The sequence below is a fragment of the Paenibacillus sp. Y280 genome (assembly GCF_056786335.1).
In genome coordinates this window covers 116,374-137,970 of sequence record NZ_JBXCIW010000014.1, presented here as the reverse complement: position 1 = coordinate 137,970, position 21,597 = coordinate 116,374, and the positions used below count along the sequence as shown (strand labels likewise).

Sequence of the window (21,597 nt, the reverse complement as noted above, 5' to 3'; positions counted from 1 at the left end):
GATAAACGTTTTCTTATAATATGGAATTGCGAAACACATACTATGGCTCATGGCTTGCTTACGCATAATCGGCTCGTCATTACTCGCCTTTTTTGGACCATCGCTAGATGTGATTCATTACAGCCCGCATCTATAAATTGTCCAACTCCTCCCACATCTATAACTGCAACTCTCAAGAAAACTTTTTATCTAAACGAACACAAAGAATTTTGAACAGATTCTTATTTACAAAGGTTTCTTATTTATTTTATTGTTAAATTCCAACTTCATTTTTCTTTATCTTTATACTAAAAAGCCTTCGTGCCGCGGTTTGCAGATATGCAAAAAAAGAGAAAGCAATCTGATTGCATTCAGACTGCTTTCTCTTCTATTATAGCCTATTCCGCAGCAGCAGCTACCTTCTGATTCTCTTTATGCAGCGCGATGGTCCGCGCGCGATCACGTTCAAGAATCGGCTTCAAGTATTTTCCTGTATACGATTGCTCCACCTTAACGACCTGCTCCGGCGTTCCAGTCGCAACGATCATACCGCCGCCGCTGCCGCCTTCCGGGCCAAGATCAATTAAATAATCCGCAGTCTTGATGACGTCCAGGTTATGCTCGATGACGAGCACCGACTCGCCTGAATCAACTAAACGATGCAATACCGTCAACAATCTATCGATGTCATGTACATGCAAGCCCGTTGTTGGTTCATCCAAAATGTATAGCGTCTTGCCCGTAGAGCGACGGTATAGCTCAGCCGCCAGCTTCACCCGCTGCGCCTCGCCGCCAGATAATGTCGTTGCAGGCTGGCCCAATTTCATATAGCCAAGACCTACATCAAGCAGCGTCTGCACCTTGCGGTGAATACGCGGAATGTTCTCGAAGAAGGCACAACCGTCTTCAATCGTCATTTCCAGCACTTCAGCAATGTTCTTTCCTTTGTACTTCACTTCCAGCGTCTCGCGATTATAGCGTTTGCCCTTACAAATCTCGCATGGAACATATACATCAGGAAGGAAATGCATCTCAATCTTGATGATTCCGTCGCCGCGGCATGCTTCGCAGCGGCCGCCCTTCACGTTAAAGCTGAATCGGCCTTTCTTATAGCCCCGCACCTTCGATTCGGTCGTACTCGCATACAAATCACGGATGTCATCAAAAACACCTGTGTAAGTCGCGGGATTCGATCTTGGCGTCCGGCCAATTGGAGATTGATCAATATCGATGACCTTCTCCAAATGCTCAATGCCCCGAAGCTCCTTATACTGGCCTGGGCGAGTCTTCGCTTTATTCAAATCACGCGCTAGCGTCTTGTAGAGAATTTCATTGACGAAGGTTGATTTGCCTGAGCCAGATACACCTGTAACAGCTGAGAATACGCCTAGCGGAATTTTCACATTTACATTTCTAAGGTTGTTTTCCTTCGCTCCGCGAACCTCAAGCCATTTATCGTTTGTCTTGCGGCGTTCAGCCGGCACCTCGATAAATTTGCGTCCGCTTAAATATTGTCCGGTCAGCGAATTCTCATTCGCCATTACTTCCTGCGGTGTACCTTCGGCGATAACCATGCCGCCATGTATGCCCGCGCCTGGCCCGATATCAATAATGTAATCGGCTGCGAGCATCGTATCCTCATCATGCTCGACAACGATCAGCGTATTGCCGAGATTGCGCATATGCTCAAGCGTCTCAATCAACCGATCGTTGTCCCGTTGATGCAAGCCGATGCTCGGTTCGTCCAGGATATAGAGCACTCCCATTAAGCTGGAGCCGATTTGGGTAGCCAGTCGAATCCGTTGCGCTTCCCCGCCTGACAGCGTCCCCGCTGCACGGCTGAGAGACAAGTACTCAAGCCCGACATTGACTAGGAAGCCTAGACGGCTATTAATTTCTTTCAAAATGAGGCTCGCAATTGCGATCTCCTTCTTCGACAGCTCAAGCGATTCGAAGTAACGCTGCGCATCGCCAATGGAGAATGATGTCACTTGCGACACATTTTGCGCGTTGATCGTTACCGCCAAGCTTTCCTTGCGCAGCCGCTGTCCTTTGCAGCCAGCGCATGGCTTGGCGCTCATATAGTTCTCAATATGCTCGCGCATCATATCCGATGCCGTATCGCGATAGCGGCGTTCTAGGTTATTAACGATGCCTTCAAACGGAACATAGGCTTCTTTCCGATGGCCGAAATCATTCTCGTATAAGAAACGAACGCGCTCTCCGCCTGTGCCGTAAAGCAGCTTCTTCATCTGTTCGGGCTCAAGCTCCGATACCGGCACATTCTGGGGAATGCCGTAATGTACGCAAACGGCGCTCAGAAACTGCGGATAATAGTTGGACGTACTGCCCGCCCATGCTAAGAAAGCCGCATCCTCTATCGATTTAGTCGTATCGGGTACTAGCAGATCCGGATCGACGATCATTTTGACGCCTAAACCGTCACATTCCGGACAAGCGCCATAAGGGCTATTGAAGGAAAACATCCGAGGCTCCAGCTCATCAATGCTGAATCCGCATTCCGGACAAGCTAGGTTGGAGCTGAAGAGCAGCTCCTCTTGATCGATAATATCAACGAGCACGCGTCCTTCGGACAGCTTAAGCGCCGTTTCCAGAGAGTCCGCCAGCCTAGTCTGAATATCCGACTTGACCACAATACGGTCGACAACGACTTCAATGCTGTGCTTTTTGTTTTTCTCCAGCTCAATCTTCTCGCTAAGCTCGCGCAGCTCGCCGTTTACACGGACCCGCACGAACCCTTGCTTCTGAATATCCGCCAGCAGCTTCGTATGCTCGCCCTTGCGGCCCGAAATAAGCGGAGCCAAAATTTGAAGCTTCGTCTTCTCAGGATATTCCATAATCCGGTCAACCATCTGCTCAACCGTTTGCGATGTAATTTCGATGCCGTGCTCCGGGCAATGCGGCTTGCCGATACGAGCAAACAATAACCGCAAATAATCATATATTTCAGTAACTGTGCCCACTGTCGAACGCGGGTTGCGGCTGGTCGTCTTCTGATCGATGGAAATAGCCGGTGATAATCCGTCTATGGAATCGACATCCGGCTTTTCCATTTGTCCAAGAAATTGACGCGCATAGGCAGATAAGGATTCCACGTAACGGCGCTGTCCTTCCGCATAAATCGTATCGAATGCGAGCGAGGATTTACCAGATCCGCTCAGCCCTGTCAGTACGACAAATTTGTCACGCGGTATGGTGACGTCAATGTTTTTAAGATTGTGGGCGCGAGCGCCCTTAACAACAATTTTATCGCTAGCCAATCGTTTCTCCTCCTACTTAACCCATCTCTGCGCGCAGCTCAAGCAGCGCATCCCGCAGCTCTGCTGCACGTTCGAACTGCAAATTTTTCGCTGCGTCCTTCATATCCGCTTCCAGCCTTTGAACAAGCGCCAGACGATCCTTCTTGTTCATCTTGCCTACGCCGGCTGCAGTCAAATAATCAGCCTTCTGCTCAGCTACCTTAGTCGCTTCAATTACGTCATGCACTTTTTTGCGAATCGTTTGCGGCGTTACGCCATGCTTCTCATTATAGGCAAGCTGAATCGTACGCCGCCGTTCGGTTTCTTTTATCGCTCGATCCATCGAATCGGTTATTTTGTCGCCGTACATAATGACTCGGCCTTCGCTGTTGCGGGCCGCTCGCCCAATCGTTTGGATAAGCGCGCGATCCGAGCGAAGGAAGCCTTCCTTATCCGCATCAAGAATCGTAACTAAGGACACCTCCGGCAAATCCAATCCTTCCCGGAGTAGATTGATGCCGATGAGAACATGGAATACGCCAAGTCTGAGGTCGCGCAAAATCGCTAAACGCTCCAGCGTCTTTATATCGGAATGGAGATAGCGAACCTTGATGCCTATCTCCTTCATATAATCGGTAAGATCCTCTGACATCTTCTTCGTCAGCGTTGTGACCAGAACCCGCTCATCCTTCGCAATGCGATCGCGAATCTCGTTCAACAGATCATCGATTTGTCCTTTCGTCGGACGAACGTCAATGATCGGATCGATTAGACCGGTCGGCCTGATGATCTGCTCGATCATTTTGTCGGTATGCTCAATCTCATAAGGTCCTGGCGTAGCCGATACATACACAAGCTGCTTCGCCTTCGCCTCAAACTCCTCAAAACGGAGCGGACGGTTATCCATCGCCGAAGGAAGCCTAAATCCGTGATTGACCAGCATCTCCTTACGCGCGCGGTCACCATTGTACATCGCCCTAATTTGCGGGAGCGATACATGTGACTCATCGATGACGATAACCATGTCGTCAGGAAAATAATCGAGCAGCGTATACGGCGTGGCGCCGCGCTCCCTGAACGTAAGCGGACCTGAGTAGTTCTCAATGCCGGAGCAGAAACCCATCTCCGCCATCATTTCCAAATCGTAGCGCGTCCGCTGCTCCAGCCTCTGCGCTTCAAGCAGCTTGCCTGCCTCGCGCAGCTCGGCAAGCCGTTCCTCCAGCTCGCGCTCTATGTTAACAAGCGCTAATTTCATCGTCTCCTCCTGCGTAACGAAATGAGAAGCCGGGAAAATAGCTATATGTTCGCGTTCGCCGACAATCTCTCCGGTCAACACATCAATTTCCGAGATTCGCTCGATCTCGTCGCCGAAGAGCTCCACGCGAATAGCCCGTTCATTGTTGGCTACGGGGAAAATCTCAACAATATCGCCGCGAACGCGGAACGTTCCCCGCGTAAAGCTTATATCGTTGCGTTTGTACTGAATATCGACAAGCTTATGCAAAATCGTATCGCGCGATTTCTCCATGCCCACTCGCAGCGAGAATACCAGCCCTCCATATTCCATCGGCGATCCAAGGCCGTATATGCAGGAAACGCTCGCTACGATAATAACGTCACGGCGTTCTAACAGCGAGCTTGTCGCCGAATGCCGCAGCTTATCGATCTCATCGTTGATGCTTGAGTCCTTCTCGATAAAGGTATCGGATGAAGGAATGTAGGCTTCCGGTTGATAGTAATCATAATAGCTCACAAAATACTCCACTGCATTATCCGGGAAAAAAGCTTTGAATTCACTGCATAGCTGAGCCGCCAGCGTCTTGTTATGAGCAATGACGAGCGTCGGCCGATTCAGCTTCTCCACCATATTCGCTATCGTGTACGTTTTGCCTGTACCGGTTGCGCCGAGCAGCGTCTGATGCCTCTTGCCCGCCTTAATACCTTCTAAAAGCTGCTCGATCGCTTTCGGTTGATCGCCCTGCGGCGTATAATCCGACTGTATTTTAAACAGCTTCGTTTCCTTTGCAAGTTCACTCACGCTTACCATCCACCTCCGTCATTCCGAATACTCTTATCATTATAGTCAATTATAGGAAATTTCATTTCATTAGCGTTTATCAAAATAAGAATGTTTGTTCCCGTATATTATACCGTTATCTTTCCTGCGGCGCAATCATCCCAAAGCAAAAAAAATACCCGCAGCTTAGTCTATTAAATTACTCCTGTCGACAACATATAAGATTCTTTATGCACATTTGAAAAAATTTATCTGAATTGAGTACTAGGATGTACAGAAAATGTATGGAAAATCATGATACAATGCTAAGGGATACTAATAAACTCACAATTTAGCGAAAAAATAGAAAACCACTCGAAGAATGAAGCTTCAAGCCCCCTCGCTAGGTCGGCACTTTTCTCGTAAAGCTGCCATGCATACATAGATGATCTTTTCCTTAACAGCATGCCGATCATGACATTTTATCCATATTACTGCGAAAGGAATGATTCAACGTCGCTAATCCGATACATGAAAGACATTACTGTACCCACCCGATAGACCAAACCAAGATGGAGGATTCCAAGAAATGAAAAAAAGAACAATCGCATTAATCATTGCATTTCTGCTGATTTTTCAGCATGTGAATTTCGCTGGTGTTTTGAGAACGGTAGAAGCTGCAGGAATTACTGGTAATATTATTACAAAAATGACGTTGACAGACAAGGATACGCCTAGTACCGTCATCGCCTCCGTATATGATTCCGTTTATTACGTGAATCCTGATATCCGCGTCGAATTGGACCAATTTCTGACTTTGAATTACGAGTGGGAGCTTCCTGCAAACCACACCTATGTGAACGGAGATACGTACACCTTCCAGCTTCCCCCTCAATTTGTACTGCACGGCGGGGATATTCCTGTAAGAGCTTTGGACGGTACGCCTTCCGTCGGAACTTATCAGGTTACGAATGGAACGGTAAAGCTAACCTTTAATGAAGAAATCGAGGGATCACCGGTAAGCGGAACGCTTAGCTTCTGGAACTACTTCACAGAGCAAAGCATTAACAATAAAACAGAAGTCCCTATTCAATTCAATATCGGGAACAGCATCACAATACCTATTGCGCCTAAGCCAGGAACCGCCCCAATCAACAAATCGGGTACTGCGGACAAGTCTTTCAATGCAGAAAATATCAAATGGACCATTGATGTAAATAAAGATTTGAAAAAAGTGAATGATGCCGTAGTCACAGACCTCATACCTGCGGGTTTAACTTATACACCTGGTACGTTGAAGGTATACAAAATGGATACGGATACGAACGGCGTTTTGTCCAATCCCGTTGCTGTTGCGCCTTTGATAACGACTCCAGCTGCTCCAGACTATGAAATGAAGGTCGAATTAGGACATATCGCTTCCTCTTATCGCATTGAGTATGAAACGGAAATTACAGATATTTCAAAAGCAAATTTTACGAATACCGCAATTTTAAAAGGCAGCAATATCAGCAATGTCTCCGATTCTGATACCATAACGAATACGCGCGGCAAGCTGATCGAAAAATCAGCAGCCTACAACGAATCCGCTCAGCTCATTGATTGGGAAATTAAATACAATTTCGGCGAGGATACGATCGCCAATGCTACCTTGACCGATATGTTCACCAAACCACATGAGCTTGTGCCAGGCTCTATTAAAGTGTTCCCTATAGCAGATCCTGTTTCAGGCACAGCGGGAGCTGAAATTGCAGCCACTAACTATTCATTAGACTACAATGTTAGCGGCCATCCTAACTATACGACCAGCAAGAGCGGCTTTAAACTGACTTTTACGAATCCTAATCCCATTACAGGCGCTTACAAAATCAAGTACCAAACTCGTCCGGCTTCGAACCTTTATGAAGATACGACGATTAATAACTCGGTGTTTTCTGACAATAAACAGAGTTCAGCCAACAAGCCAATCAAGCAGCACTTTATGCGTAAAACAAATTCCAATGCTAATTACGCAGCCAGAACGATCGACTGGAAAGTAGAGATTAACGCTGACAAATACAATCTGCATGATCTAAAATTCGAAGATACTTTTGCTAACTTATTAGGCTTAAAGCTTATTCCTGGCAGTTTGGTCGTGAAGCAAAACGGCGTTACAGTCAGCAGCTCTGTTTATACGCTGACCTACAATCCGGTTGGGGATACAGCAACTACCAAGGGCTTCAGCCTTGAATTCCCAGATGGAAATGCTTCTTATACGATCACGTATAAGACTCTTTACGACTATATAGACACGTCTTATTTTGCCAATGCAAGCTTTTCTTTCACGAACAACGGCAAAGTGTTCTGGGCAGAGACTCCTGGCGGAACCATTTTACAGAAGACCGCCTCTTCAACCTTTACTCCCAACAAGTTTACACAGGATAATGGCTTCAAAACAGGGAGCTACGACGCAGCCAACAAGGAACTCACATGGAATATCGGTGTAAACTACAATAGCAAAACGATAGCTGACGCTAAAATAGTAGACCAACTGCAGTCCGTCCAAAACTATGTAGCTGGCTCTGTTGAAGTTCGAAGGCTCGTCATCAACAGTGATGGAACGACTGCCCCAGGCGCTATCGTGCCTGCAGGAGAATACAGCGTAACGAATCCAGACGCATCCAATTCGAAAACGCTGACCGTCGCTTTTAACCATACGATTACCGAGCCTTACCACATTACGTTCAAAACGAGTCTAGCGAACGAGTTCATTGACGATGCAAAAATGAATAATGATGCTCGCTTCAGCGGTACAGGGTTTAATGAAAAGATACTGCACGCTGAAGTTACTATCCCTAAAGCGGGCGAATATGTTGCCAAAACTGGCGTTCAAAGCGACGATTCGATTAATTGGACGATTTATATCAACCGCGGCCAATCAACCGTTTCCGGAGCCAAAATTAATGATACGCCAGGCAAAAAGCAAACGCTGGTCAAAGAGTCCTTTAAGCTTTATAACACTTCCGTAAGTTCAAACGGCACAGTTAGCAAGCTGGGACCAGTAAATACGACTGAATATGAGCTCGAGTTTAAGGTAAATACGAATCCAGCCATTATTAGCGATGAAACCTTTGAGCTGCGCTTTTTAAATACGATTACGAAGCCTTACATTCTTGAATATCAATCGATTATTGATGCCAAAGATGGCGAGAAGGTAACGAATACGGTTGATTTTACAGGAAATGGTGTAGGAACAAAGACGATCGACAATCCGACTGAGGTCAAGATCGCTTTGTCAGGCGGTGAAGGCAGCGGCAGCATCTATTTAGGATCTTTGAAGGTAGAAAAAGTTGATGCTGATGACTTGAGCCTTAAATTATTAGGTGCAGCCTTTGAGCTGACTCGCAATTCCAATGGCAAAAAAATGACCGGAATCCCGAACGGGACTGGCGGAATCGATTATAACGGCCTTCGGTATGGCAAATATACGCTAAAAGAGACGAGCGCGCCTGCTGGATATAATATTGAAGGTAACGGTATCTACGAGATAACGATTAATTCATCCACTCCGTTTCCCATGCCAATTAAAAATAAAAAGAAAACAGGAAACCTGGAAGTTACCAAAGTAGACAAAGACAATAACGCTATCGTTCTTGAAGGCGCTGTGTTCGAGCTATTCAATAGTGCGAATGTAAGCTTTGGACAAAAAACGACAGCAGCTAACGGAAAAATTACGTTTTCAGATCTTCCATATGGCAATTATGCGCTGAAGGAAATCTCAGCCCCTGCTGGCTACAGCATAGAGGGCAGCGGTCAAGTAAACGTAACGATCAATGCTGCCGCTGTTCCGCAAAAGGTTGAAAATAAAAAGCTCCCTGTCATTTTACTTGGCAGCTTGGAAGTGACAAAGGTAGACAGTGCCAATACGGCTGCCGTTCTCGCTGGAGCCAAGTTCGAGCTATTCAATAGCGCGAACGTTAGCCTTGGACAACAAACAACAGCCGCTAACGGCAAAATAGCTTTCACCGATCTTCCGTATGGCAATTATGTGTTGAAGGAAATTACAGCGCCTGCTGGCTACAGCATTAACGGCAGCGGCGAGGTTGCGATTACGATTCAATCAACAATCGCAAATCAGATTACCGTAAAAAATAGTAAATCGATAGTGCCTGTTGTGACGCCAAGCCCTACATCCACTCCAGAGCCTACTATTGAACCGACAGTGACTCCTGTAGTGACGCCTGCAGTGACGCCTGCAGTGACGCCTGCAGTACCGTCTCCTACACCAACTGCTGCTGTTGCACCGTCACCTGCTGCATCGCCTGTTGTATCGGCTGCGCCGGCACCGACTGCTTCGACTGAAAAGGAAGCAACAGAGGTCGACAAGCCAATTGAAGGCGAAGTAGAAATTCCTGAGGACGGCACTCCGGTTGGCGGGGTTAAACCGGAACATGGAACGGTTACGATCACTGCCGACGGCAAATGGGTCTACACGCCCGATCCAGGCTACGTCGGCAAAGATAAGTTCTCAATCATCGTCATCGATAAAGATGGCAACGAGGAAGAAATTCTCTTTGAAATCGATGTTGAGGAGCCGCCAAAAGGTGGAGTTATCACATCGCCTGACGTAACGGTATTGCCTAAGACAGGTGAAAACAGCTATCTGCTGATGCAGCTTCTCGGCTTTTCCATGATTGCTGCAGGTCTCGCAACACTCGTTGTCAAAAGAAGAAGAACAAGACGCTAAAGACTATAAAAAAAAGGTGGATCAGAATAAATTCCTGATCCACCTTTTTGCCTTTCCAATACCGCTATTCAGCTCTCTACTCGCTCCAGCTGAACATCGCGTCGATTCGACGTGCGTGAGCTCCGAAGCAGCCCCAGCAGCGAAGCCGGCCCGGAAGCCGCATAATAATTAGCCTGCTCATCAGGCGCGAGAATAACGCCCAGCTGATGATGCTCGCCTTCAAATCGCGCTCGCTGCACAAATTTTAATTCTCCATCTAAATTCAATACTTCCAGCTTGCAAAATGCAGAGTTTTGGACAAGCGCCTCATAAAGGTCTTCCTTCGTTCTAACCCGCACGCCATTAACTTTGTGCAGCACCTCGCCTGTAAGGAGTCCCATAGCCGCTGCCGGCGTTCCAGGCACAATGCCCAGAATGCGCAAGCCGCGCGAGTCATGGACGTACAGAGGTGATTGTGCAGCTTCTACAGTCCTGCTGCGCCATATGATGGCTTCATGAAACAATAAGGAGACCAGTGCCGCCAGCGGCAGCAGCATAGGCTGCCACCAGGCTAGAATAGCTGCACCCGCCAAGCAGATGCTGTACAAGAGCAGCCCTTTGGCTGCGTGCTTTGCTTTGTCTTTGGGCAATAATGATCGCGTCATTTCGGTAAAGCCGATAATCATGGGCAATGCGACAAATGTCCAGCCCTGCGACCAATCCGTCCCAAATAGCGGCGTCCATGGCAATGCAGACGTTGATGCGCCGGCTCCGGCGCTCGGTACGAGCATCAGAAGCGGTACTGGCCAAAAGCCCTGCAGCATATAGCCGCCGACCAGCTTGCCTCTCTTCCCTTCCAGAAATAACGGCGTAGACAACCGATCACCTTGCCAGCGTACGAGTACGGCTTCAGCCAGATGTAATAGTGCGACCAACACGAGCAGCCCTGCGGCATCGATGCTTGCCAGCGACGCTGCCGCGGATCCAATAAAGTCTGACCTCTCCGAGAGCGATGTCCAACCGAGCGCCCATTGAAGAAGCGTAATAACGCCAGCGCTATAAGCGAAGCATAAGTACCGAATTTTTGCGAGCATAAGAATGACAGCAACCGCCCATAGCCATATGACTGATTCGCCCGTTAACGACACGCCGACAAACGCCCCTGCGACCGACACTGCTATGCCAATCAACAATCCCGCCAGCAGAGCTTTAAAAACAAGACTTATCCAATTATGCAGCTTGACCGCAAACAATTGCCGCTCCATCCGTATTTGCCTCGTATACTGTAAAACAATAAATAAAACCGCAATATAATAAAATGGCTGTGCAACCAATTGGACAGCCGCTTTTCCGAGAATTGCCAGCAACTCCATCGCCGTTTCCAAAGCCAACACTCCTTTGCTCGTTCCACATGTCCTAATATGCGTAAAAAAATAAAAGGCCGACTCCGTTAAACAGAGTCAACCTCTTATTCATTCGACATGCTCGCATTATTTCCTGCCTACCGCCTTAATTGCTTCATGAAGCTGCGTATCGTTTTTCTCATCTTGAATCCATTTAACGACCGCTTTCTCAAGAGCTTCCCCGGTCTGCTTGTCGACCTGTCCCGTAGCCGGCAAGCTATGCTCCGTTTGGAATTTCTTAACGGCTATTGTTGTCTCCGTTCCGAAATAGCCATCCTCGCGTTTTGGCTCATAACCAAGCCCATGCAGCATAATTTGTACGCTTCGCACCTGCTCGCCAAGCATATCCTGCTTCAGCGTCTCAGGCAGCGTTAATCTGGCTACCGTGTAGAGATCTGGCGGCAGTACGGCGATATCCGGCTTAATGCCGTTTTCGTGAATCCAATTGCCCTTCGGCGTCAGCCATTTGGCAATCGTCATTTTCACCAAGCTGCCGTCACCTAATGCCTTGTTGTAGCTCACTTGAACGGTACCCTTGCCGAAGGAGGTTTCGCCAACGAGCTTCGCTCCCGCGCTCTCCTGCAAAGCGCCCGCCAATATTTCTGACGCGCTTGCGCTGCCGTTGTTCATGAGCACCGCAATCGGGTAGCTTTTGCTTTGACCTTTTGACAGCGTCTTCTTCCGGTTTCCGTTCCGGTCTTCTACCTGTACAACCGTCTCGCCTTTGACCAAAAAGGTTTGCGCAATCTCAACGACAACTGGCAGCACGCCGCCCGGGTTGTTGCGCACATCCAGCACAAGCCCCTTCATCCCTTGCTCCTCAAGCTTAGCGAGCTCTTCCTTAAAGCGCTCAGCCGTATGCAAAGAGAATTGTCTGATTTCTATGACGCCTGTCCCGTCAGGACGCAGGCTGCCGTATACCGTTTCCACATCAATATCATCGCGGATGAGCACAAGCTGAATCGGCTCAGAGAAGCCGGCACGCTGCACCTGAATTTTGGCTTTCGTCCCTTTGGGACCGCGGATTTTAGCTACCGCATCCTGCAAATTCAGCCCGTCCAGCTTCGCTCCGTTTACGGATAGCAGCACGTCTTTAGCGAGCAGGCCCGAGCGCTCAGCCGGCGAGCCCTTAATCGGAGATACGACGACGATACGTCCATTCTCAAGCGTTACCTCTGCGCCTATGCCCGTGAACGAGCCTTCAATCGATTCCGAAAAATGCTGCGCTACGTCCTTCTCCATATAGACGGAGTAAGGATCATCCAGCGAAGACATCATTCCGCTTACCGCGCCATCGAGCAGCTCGAGGCGATCGACCTTTTGATAATATTTTGTTTCAATTAATTCCAGTACCGCATTGATCTTCGTCAGCTCATCCTCTTTCAGCCTAAAACGCTCACCCTCATCGGCTGCCGAGGATGTGAGTGCAGGCTTTGACGGCTCGTCCGGCTTAATCATTTGGTCCGCGATCGTCAGCGTAACGAGTACGGATGCAATCATCGTCAGCATAACGAACGCGAACACTGTGCGTCCTTTGAAATGCACCTGTCTACACCACCTTCTCATCTTACACGGTCTTAAATTCAAGACCATTCTAGTATATGACATTTCACTTACAATTATTTGTATTTTAGGGTAAAGATGATCTTCTGCCAATTTGCAGGATATTATAGTTCAAACAAGGCAGCCACATGGGCTGCCTTTGGATGTCCTGGTATGAGTGAAGGATTGCTTATCTTATTTTAAATAGCTGCTTGGGTTAACTGGCGTTTCGTTTTTACGCACTTCAAAATGCAAATGCGGTCCTGTCGAGTTTCCTGTGCTGCCGACCTCGGCGATTTTTTCGCCTTTCTTGACCTTATCGCCTTTGTCGACCTTGATTCCACCATTCCGAATATGTCCGTATAGCGTCCATAAGCCATTGCCGTGATCAATAATGACGCAGTTGCCATAGCTGCTCCACGATTGTGCAACGAGAACGACACCGTCCTCAGCCGCATAAATATCAGTGCCTTGCGGCGCGGCAAAATCAATTCCCGTATGGGTATGTCTCTTCCCAGAAATCGGATGGACACGCGTGCCGAAGTTGGAGCTTATCCGGTAGCTGTCCCTGATCGGCATGCCGAGCTTGCCCCCCGAATACGGGTTCGCAATTCTATTCTTCTCCGCATTCAGCTTGGATACCTTGGCAGCAAGCGCCATCAGCAGATCCTCCTGCTCCTTGCTGATTCCCTCAAGCTCCTCGAGCTCGCTGTCGATTTCCTGAAGTTTGTTGTCAAGCTGTTTAATATTGCTCTTATAGCTTGCAATCATGACTTCCTTTTCTTGTTCCTTCTTCACAAGATGAGCTTCGTATAGCTTCAGCTTCTCATAAATCGCTTTCACTTCGGCAAACTGCTTCTCTACCTGTACTTTTTTGAGAGCGACAAGCTCCTTCTCTTCCCTCTGTTCTGCCAAAATATCGCGATCCTGCGACAGAATCGATTGGAGCGCATCAAAGCGGTCGATAAAATCAGTAAAGCTCGTCGCGCTGAGCAGTACGTCCATATAGGAAACAAATCCGTTCGTATACATAAGACGCATGCGGGACTGCAGAAGCTCATCGCGCGTTATCACACGCTCCTCTGCCTGATCCAGCTCAAGGCCCGTCTGGAGCAGCTCCTCTTCCTTCGCATCGCTCTGCGCTTGCATTTTCGTTTTGTTGATGACGACATTATCGATTTCAGCCATTAAGTTAGCGATTGACGCTTCCGCTTCCGTTTTCTTGCCCTCGATATCAACCTTCTCGCTCTTGGCATTAGATGCCTGTCGTTGTGCGCTAGCCGCCTCTTGCTCCGCTTGGGCTGCACGTCTCTCCGCTGCTCTCATTTCCGCTTTCGCTGCTGAAATCTGTTTCTTGATATCGCTAAGTGAAGCAGCTTCTCCTCCTGTTGGCTGCAACACAAATACAGTGAGCATCATCGTAACTGTGAATAGTAACCATTTTCTCTTCTTCACGTTCAATTCCACCTACACTTTCAAATACTTTCGTATCGAAATCGTGCTGCCCCAAATGCCGAGCAATGTGCCGAGCCCTATGAGCAGCGTGGCGGTCAGCAGGCCAGACTCCTCTATCGTGACGAGCTTTATCATCATGAGTGACAGTTCCATTTCCGTAAACTTTACGAGCTGTGAATAGCCAACCAAGACGGCTACCGTAGTAATGACCGAGCTGATGATGCCAATTAAGGCGCCTTCGATAAAAAACGGCCAGCGAATGAAGGAATTAGTTGCGCCGACCAGCTTCATAATGCCGATTTCCCGACGTCTTGCAATAATCGTCATTTTGATCGTATTGGAAATGAGGAACATAGCTGTTACTGACAAACCGACAACAACGACGATGCCTATGTAACGGACCGCATTTGTAATTTTGAACAGCGTTTCTACCGTGCCTTGTCCGTATTTGACTTTGGCAATCGGGATAAGCTCGTCTGCTTTATTGATCGCATCGATTTGCTTGGCTGCCGCCTCGATCGACTGCGGATCGTAAACCTCTACCGTAAAGGAATCCGGCAGTGGATTTTTTTCCTTCTCATAACCGTCAAGCAAATCCTTGTTTTCGTCGCCTAGGTTTTTGCGAAGCAGCTCAAGACCTTCTGCTTTGGACACAAACGTTACTTTGCTTACCTCGGTAAGATTGCCGATTTTATTTTGCAGCTCCGTAATCTTCGCTTTATCGACATTAAGCTGCAGGAATACGCGAATTTGCACCTGACTCTCGATCTGCGAAGCCATACTGTTCACGTTCAAGGCAAGCAATAAAAATATGCCAAGGATGAACAAGGAAATAAAAATGGAGCTCATTGAAGCAAATGACATCCAGCCATTTCGAATGATGTTTTTGGCGCCTTCCCGGAGATGACGGAGTATGGTTCTAAGCTTCATAACCGTACTCCCCTCTAGCCTCGTCGCGTACGATATTGCCGTCTTCGATAGCAATGACGCGCTTGCGCATGGAGTTGACGATATCTTTGTTATGAGTAGCCATTACGATTGTTGCGCCGCGGAAATTAATTTCTTCAAGGAGATTCATAATGCCCTGTGACGTTTCCGGGTCGAGATTGCCCGTAGGCTCGTCCGCTACGATAACCGAAGGGTTATTCACGATCGCCCGTGCGATCGATACCCGCTGCTGCTCGCCACCCGATAGCTGGGCCGGCAGGCTTGCGTGCTTATGCTTCAGACCGACGAGATCGAGCACCTCCATCGTTCGCTTCTTGATCACGCGAGTCGGTGCTTCAATAACTTCCATGGCGAATGCGACATTTTCATATACCGTTAATTTGGGTAATAGTCTAAAGTCCTGAAAAATAACGCCTATATTACGTCTTACAAATGGAATTTTGCGCGGCTTCAGCTTGCCTATGTTAAATCCGTTAACTGAGATCTGTCCTTTGGTCGGTACTTCCTCGCGATAAATTAATTTCATGAATGTCGATTTACCTGCACCCGATGGTCCTACTAGATAAACAAATTCATTGCGATCTATACGAACAGAGACGCCTCTTAACGCATGCGTTCCGTCGATGTACGTTTTCCATATGTCTTGCATCTCAATCACATTATCACATCCTGTTAATAGTCAGTAGTACTATTTCGACAGTTTGTGCTGAATTCCTTCATAAGGGGATGGCTTTCCTCATTTTTCACAAATCTCATAAAAACCCAATTGTCGAATCGAGCTCATCCCGCGCAATAGACAAAATTACAGCATATGCAGCATATACATGTAAGACTGCCCTTGTTTAAACACGCAGGAAGGAGTGATTCGTATCGTAAAACGTATACATGTTGGTATCATCGTTATTGCTTCATTGCTTCTCGTTGCAGCAGTAGGCTGGGGCTTTGTCATGAATTACGCGCTGCAAAAGACCGTTCCAGGCGAGGTGGATGCTGGCGGCATCCCGATAGGTGGAATGCCAGTGGACGATGCTCTGAAGCTGCTTGAGAACTATGAGAAGTCTCTGCTTCAGCGGACGATTGCAATTCATGCCACGGCTGCAAATGGCGACAGCAAGCAATGGACCGTTGCCGAGCTTGGCTACAAGGCTGAATTCACGGGCGCTCGCGATGCTTTATTAAAGCTGGGCGACGGTGATATATGGGATCGTGCCGTTTATCGGTATCATTTCGCCAAAAAATACGAGCTGATGCAAGGCTGGAACCGCGATGTATTTGACGCCGCCGTTCGCAAGCAGTGGAGCTGGATAGAGAAAAGCGAAACCAAAAATGCAACCCGCACCATTACAAATGAAGACGAGGTTGTATATGAGCCCCATATCGACGCCTATCGTTTGGAAATTGGAAAACTACTCGATGAGGTTGATGACTTTATCGTGCTGAAAAAAGAGCAGATTGGCGCAGCTGTCGAACCTGCTTTCGAAGCAGAGCTTCCGATTGCGGCCATTCATCCCGAGCTAACGCTGGAGAAGCTGAAGGACGAGGGGATCGAACGTAAAATTGCAGCGTTTTCCACCGATTTCAAAACGAGTGCCGAGGGACGCGCCTATAATGTAACGGTAACCGCCGAGGCTTTGAATGACTGGGAGCTTGCGCCGGGCGAAGTATTCGACTACGGCAAGCTTATCGCAAGGGCCGAAGAGCTGTACGACTATCGCGAAGCACCGGTTATTTTGAACGGAAAGCTCGTGCCAGGCATCGGAGGCGGGATTTGCCAAGTATCGAGCACCCTTTATAACGCTATATTGCGAGCAGGATTAGAAATCGTGGAACGGCGCAATCATTCTCTGCCCGTCGCTTATTTGCCTATAGGCCAGGATGCTACTTATGCGGGAGGCGCTATTAACTTCCGTTTTAAAAATACGACAGGCAAGCATCTCATCATTCGCACCGTCGTCGAGGATCGCAAGCTCACTGTCAAGCTATTCGGTACGATGAAGGCGAATGAACGCTACGACATCGAGTCCGTAACGCTCAAGACGATTGCTCCATCTGTGCAGGAGAAAAGCAACGCCCGTTTATCTCCCGGCCAGAAGGTTACGGTGGAGAAAGGGAAGGAAGGCTTCGTGGTAGATACGTTCCGTACGCTTGTGCGTGACGGAAAAGAAGTGAAGCGTGACCGAATATCGCGCGATACGTACAAGGCGCAGCCTACAGTAATCGAGGTTGGTCCGATGAAGGGCGCAGGCGGCCCGTCGGCAACGCCAACTCCTGCGCCAGACACAACTGAGCCGCTGCTGGAGGATGGGGTTTAAGGGGACCTACGTTGCAGTTTCTACAACAGAATCATCCTAGTTAGCTCATTTTGCAGAGTTTCCGAGCTAATCTGCTGCATTACTACAACGCAGCTTCCCCATACTCCGATCATGTGAGGTTTCTGATGCACAAACTGCAGTAGAATTCCATCTCAGTTAGACACAGCTGCTAGAACCCAACTCCGCCAAACAAAAAAGCAGCTCAGCTGACTGCCTCCCCAAAGGCATCGCTGAGCTGCTTTTATTAAGCCCTTAATAGGCTGCTTCTACTTATCTGCTGCGCTCCAGATACTCGGTTACCCAAGCAGCTGTTTGCTCAAGCGCTAGTTCGGCGCGGCCTATAGCGTCCTGCACCTGCGTTTTTGCCGTACCGCCGTAGACGTTACGCGCATTAACGACCTGCTCTGGCTGAAGCACCGCATAGATGCGATCGTCGAACAGCGTCGAGAACTGCTTGAACTCCTCAAGCGTCAGATCCAGCAGGTATTTGTTTTGCTCGATGCAATACAATACCGTTTTGCCGATAACCTCATGCGCTTGGCGGAAAGGCAAGCCTTTGCCGACTAGGAAATCCGCAATATCCGTTGCGTTCGAGAAATCCTGGTTAACCGCTTGACGCATCCGGTCTTTGTTCACCTTCATCGTTGCGATCATCGGAGCGAACAATTGAAGCGCGCCTTGCAGCGTCTTCACCGTATCGAACATGCCTTCTTTGTCTTCCTGCATGTCCTTGTTATAAGCAAGCGGCAGTGACTTGAGAACAGTCAGCAAGCCGACAAGATCGCCGTATACCCGTCCGGTTTTGCCGCGTACAAGCTCCGGCACATCCGGATTTTTCTTTTGCGGCATAATGCTGCTGCCCGTGCAGAACGCATCGTCCAGCTCAACGAAATGGAATTCCGTGCTCGACCATAGAATAAGCTCCTCGCTAAGGCGCGACAGATGCATCATGATTATCGATGCGTCAGCCAGAAACTCAACGATGAAGTCACGGTCGCTTACGGCATCCAGACTATTCTCGTAGACGCGGTCAAATTTCAATTGGCTTGCTACAAAATGACGGTCGATCGGGAACGTCGTTCCCGCCAGAGCGCCCGCTCCAAGCGGAAGCACGTTAATGCGCTTGTAGCTGTCCTGCAGACGCTCGATATCACGCCCGAACATCGACACATACGCCATCAAATGATGCGCGAACAGGATCGGCTGCGCGCGCTGCAAATGCGTATAGCCCGGCACAATCGTATCGATATTCGCTTTAGCCTGCTCGATTAGCGCGGATTGCAGCTTGTACAGCATATCCACGAACTCAACAACGCGCTTGCGAAGCCACAAATGCATATCCGTCGCTACTTGGTCGTTCCGGCTGCGGCCGGTATGCAGCTTGCCGCCTACCGAGCCAACATCGTCGATCAGCGTCTTCTCGATATTCATATGAATATCCTCGTCGCCGATCGAGAATTCGATATCGTCGCGCTTGATGCGCTGAAGGACGCGGTGCAGGCCGTCTTTAATTTTCTCCACGTCGTCCGCCGGAAGAATGCCTTGCTTGCCGAGCATCGTGACATGCGCCAGGCTGCCTTGGATATCCTCTTCAGCAAGCTCCTTGTCGAACATGATCGAAGCCGTATATTCCTCTACCAATTGGTCCGTTTTTTTCGTAAAACGACCGCCCCATAATTTACTCACTGGTTCGTTACACTCCCTTGTAAACCTTATTTATTGCTAACAGCAGAGGACACTTTCAGACGCAAAGCGTTCAGACGAATGAAGCCTGTCGCATCGCCTTGATCGTACGCTTTGGATGGATCAGCTTCCATCGTTGCAATGTCTGGATTGTACAAGCTGACAGGGCTTTGCACGCCTGCTCCGATAACATTTCCTTTGTACAGCTTCAAGCGAACGACGCCGCTCACGTTCTTTTGCGATTCCGTAACGAGTGCCTGCAGCGCAAGACGCTCCGGCGCGAACCAGAAGCCGTTGTATACGAGCTGGCTGTATTTGGCAATCAACGAATCACGAAGGTGCATAACCTCGCGGTCCATTGTCAAAGATTCCATTTTGCGGTGAGCGGTGAACAGGATCGTTCCGCCCGGAGTTTCGTACACGCCGCGGCTCTTCATGCCGACGAAGCGGTTCTCTACCATATCTACGCGTCCGATGCCGTGCTTGCCGCCAAGCTCGTTTAGCGTATCCATCACTTCTAGCGGGCTAAGCTCTTTGCCGTTAATAGCCGTACAGTTTCCTTCTGCAAAAGTCAGCTCCACATATTCTGCTTTATCCGGTGCATTCTCAGGAGATACGCTCAGCACATACATGCTCTCGTTCTCTTCGGAGCTTGGATCGAACCAAGGATCCTCCAGCATGCCGCTCTCAAAGCTGATATGCAGCAGGTTGCGGTCAGTCGAATATGGCTTAGCTGCAGAAGCGGTTACCGGGATGTTGTGCTTCTCCGCGTAAGCGATCATTTCTGCGCGGCCTGGAAATTCCTCGCGGAACGCTTCAAGGCGCCAAGGCGCGATAACGCCGATCTCAGGAGCCAGAGCAGCAGCAGTCAGCTCGAAGCGAACTTGGTCGTTTCCTTTGCCTGTTGCGCCATGTGCAATATAAGCCGCCCCTTCCGCACGAGCGATATCAACCATACGTTTCGCGATAAGCGGACGTGCGATCGAAGTGCCGAGCAGGTATTGGCCTTCATAAAGCGTTCCTGCTTGGAACATCGGATAGATGAAGTCTTTAGCGAACTCATCGCGAAGATCGTCGATGTACACTTTGGAAGCGCCTGTCGCCAGTGCTTTTTCTTCCAAGCCGTCCAGCTCATCCTTTTGTCCGATATCCGCTGTGAAAGCGATAATTTCTGCGTCATATGTTTCTTTCAACCATTTGAGGATTACCGAAGTATCCAAGCCGCCGGAGTAGGCGAGTACGATTTTTTCTTTTGCCATAGTAGTGTTTACTCCCCTTCGAATGAATTCATATTGTTGGAGCGATCAAGCTAGGACATAATAGCTGCCATAATCGCTTTTTGCGCATGAAGACGGTTTTCAGCCTGGTCGAAAATAATCGATTGGCCGCCGTCGATAACTCCCTCGCTCACTTCTTCGCCGCGATGCGCCGGCAAGCAGTGCATGAAGAGATGATCCTTCTTCGCGTAGCTTATCAAAGCCTCGTTTACCTGATAAGCGGCAAAAGCAACCTCGCGATCCTTCTGCTCCGCTTCCTGCCCCATGCTCGCCCACACGTCCGTGTATATGATATCGGCATCGGCAATCGCTTCCTTCGGATCGCGGCAAATATGAATTTGCGAGCCTGTCTCAGCAGCATGATCCTTCGTTTGCTTGATGATATCCGCATCCGGCTCGTAGCCCTCAGGCGTTGCCACGGACATATGCAGACCAAGCTTAGCCGCGCCCATAAGCAGGGAATGCGTCATATTGTTGCCGTCGCCGATATAGGCGATTTTCAACCCTTCCAAGCGGCCCTTGTGCTCAAGAATCGTTTGATAATCCGCTAGCGCTTGGCAAGGATGCGACAAATCCGTCAATCCGTTAATGACTGGAATCGTTGCTCCGCGAGCCAGTTCAACCACTTTACGGTGCGCGAATGTGCGAATCATAATACCGTCCAGATAGCGGGACAGCGTCTGAGCTGTATCCCAGATCGTCTCGCCGCGGCCGATTTGCAGGTCATTTCCGCTGAGGAAAAGTCCTTGTCCGCCTAGCTGGTACATCCCAACTTCAAACGAAACACGCGTGCGTGTAGAGGATTTTTCGAAAATCATGCCAAGCGTCTTTCCTTTTAGCACATGGTGCGTTTCGCCTGCTTTTTGCTTTTGTTTAAGATCAATTGCGAGGTCGATCAAGTAGCGGATTTCCTCCGGCTTGAAATCAACCAGCATTAGAAAGTCGCGCCCCTTCAAGCTTTGCGCCAATTCCTCATTTACAGTTCCTTGCATGGTGAAGCCCTCCTTCAGGTTAAGCAATTTGCTTTTCTTATGTTG

12 protein-coding genes are annotated in these 21,597 nt (G+C 48.8%); 2 read left to right on the top strand and 10 right to left on the bottom strand.

Annotated features, from left to right (window positions below):
• Positions 1-377 precede the first annotated feature (377 nt).
• Together uvrA and uvrB are read right to left on the bottom strand one after the other, a co-directional pair.
• The gene (gene uvrA / locus AC1TPC_RS18365) at positions 378-3,260 is read right to left on the bottom strand and encodes an excinuclease ABC subunit UvrA (protein ID WP_482068246.1); all 2,883 of its coding nucleotides are present in this window, start codon (positions 3,258-3,260) and stop codon (positions 378-380) included.
• 16 nt (positions 3,261-3,276) lie between these two features.
• Positions 3,277-5,277: an excinuclease ABC subunit UvrB gene (gene uvrB, locus AC1TPC_RS18360; protein WP_482068245.1), complete on the bottom strand. Its 2,001-nt coding sequence runs from the start codon at positions 5,275-5,277 to the stop codon at positions 3,277-3,279.
• 547 nt (positions 5,278-5,824) lie between these two features.
• Between uvrB and AC1TPC_RS18355 the strand changes: the two genes are divergently transcribed.
• A complete protein-coding gene (locus AC1TPC_RS18355) occupies positions 5,825-9,961 on the top strand; it encodes a collagen binding domain-containing protein (protein ID WP_482068244.1) in 4,137 nt (1,378 codons plus the stop codon).
• A 68-nt stretch (positions 9,962-10,029) separates the two neighbouring features.
• Here AC1TPC_RS18355 and AC1TPC_RS18350 read toward each other — a convergent pair whose 3' ends face one another.
• From AC1TPC_RS18350 to ftsE, 5 genes are all read right to left on the bottom strand, one after another.
• On the bottom strand, positions 10,030-11,325 hold the full coding sequence (locus tag AC1TPC_RS18350; protein WP_482068243.1) for a PDZ domain-containing protein: 1,296 nt from the start codon (positions 11,323-11,325) through the stop codon (positions 10,030-10,032).
• Between the two features lie 105 nt (positions 11,326-11,430).
• Positions 11,431-12,888: a S41 family peptidase gene (locus AC1TPC_RS18345; RefSeq protein WP_482068242.1), complete on the bottom strand. Its 1,458-nt coding sequence runs from the start codon at positions 12,886-12,888 to the stop codon at positions 11,431-11,433.
• A 192-nt stretch (positions 12,889-13,080) separates the two neighbouring features.
• The gene (locus tag AC1TPC_RS18340) at positions 13,081-14,340 is read right to left on the bottom strand and encodes a murein hydrolase activator EnvC family protein (RefSeq protein WP_482068241.1); all 1,260 of its coding nucleotides are present in this window, start codon (positions 14,338-14,340) and stop codon (positions 13,081-13,083) included.
• Positions 14,341-14,352: 12 nt separating this feature from the next.
• Positions 14,353-15,270 carry a permease-like cell division protein FtsX gene (ftsX, locus tag AC1TPC_RS18335; RefSeq protein WP_482068240.1) on the bottom strand — a complete coding sequence of 306 codons (918 nt, stop codon included), beginning with the start codon at positions 15,268-15,270 and terminating at the stop codon, positions 14,353-14,355.
• Positions 15,260-15,946, bottom strand: coding sequence for a cell division ATP-binding protein FtsE (gene ftsE / locus AC1TPC_RS18330; RefSeq protein ID WP_169084641.1), 687 nt, complete (start codon positions 15,944-15,946; stop codon positions 15,260-15,262). The genes ftsX and ftsE overlap by 11 nt, the downstream gene beginning before the upstream one ends.
• Positions 15,947-16,148: 202 nt before the next feature.
• On the opposite strand from ftsE, the gene AC1TPC_RS18325 reads away from it, so the two are divergent.
• Entirely contained in the window at positions 16,149-17,600 is a 1,452-nt protein-coding gene (locus AC1TPC_RS18325; RefSeq protein WP_482068239.1) for a VanW family protein, read from the top strand.
• Between the two features lie 270 nt (positions 17,601-17,870).
• On the opposite strand, the gene argH is transcribed toward AC1TPC_RS18325, so the two are convergent.
• Genes argH through argF form a run of 3 tightly spaced genes read right to left on the bottom strand, consistent with a single transcriptional unit; the run spans position 17,871 to position 21,552 of the window.
• A complete protein-coding gene (gene argH, locus AC1TPC_RS18320; RefSeq protein ID WP_169084639.1) occupies positions 17,871-19,286 on the bottom strand; it encodes an argininosuccinate lyase in 1,416 nt (471 codons plus the stop codon).
• A 26-nt stretch (positions 19,287-19,312) separates the two neighbouring features.
• On the bottom strand, positions 19,313-20,542 hold the full coding sequence (locus AC1TPC_RS18315; RefSeq protein WP_482068238.1) for an argininosuccinate synthase: 1,230 nt from the start codon (positions 20,540-20,542) through the stop codon (positions 19,313-19,315).
• A 50-nt stretch (positions 20,543-20,592) separates the two neighbouring features.
• Positions 20,593-21,552, bottom strand: a complete 960-nt coding sequence (argF, locus tag AC1TPC_RS18310; protein WP_482068237.1) for an ornithine carbamoyltransferase — start codon at positions 21,550-21,552, stop codon at positions 20,593-20,595.
• Positions 21,553-21,597 lie beyond the last annotated feature (45 nt).

Excerpts from the sequence above, each read along its gene's own strand:
- AC1TPC_RS18355 (WP_482068244.1), top strand. The coding sequence starts at position 5,825 with ATGAAAAAAAGAACAATCGCATTAATCATTGCATTTCTGCTGATTTTT.
- ftsX (WP_482068240.1), bottom strand. The coding sequence starts at position 15,270 with ATGAAGCTTAGAACCATACTCCGTCATCTCCGGGAAGGCGCCAAAAAC.
- AC1TPC_RS18315 (WP_482068238.1), bottom strand. The coding sequence starts at position 20,542 with ATGGCAAAAGAAAAAATCGTACTCGCCTACTCCGGCGGCTTGGATACT.
- argF (WP_482068237.1), bottom strand. The coding sequence starts at position 21,552 with ATGCAAGGAACTGTAAATGAGGAATTGGCGCAAAGCTTGAAGGGGCGC.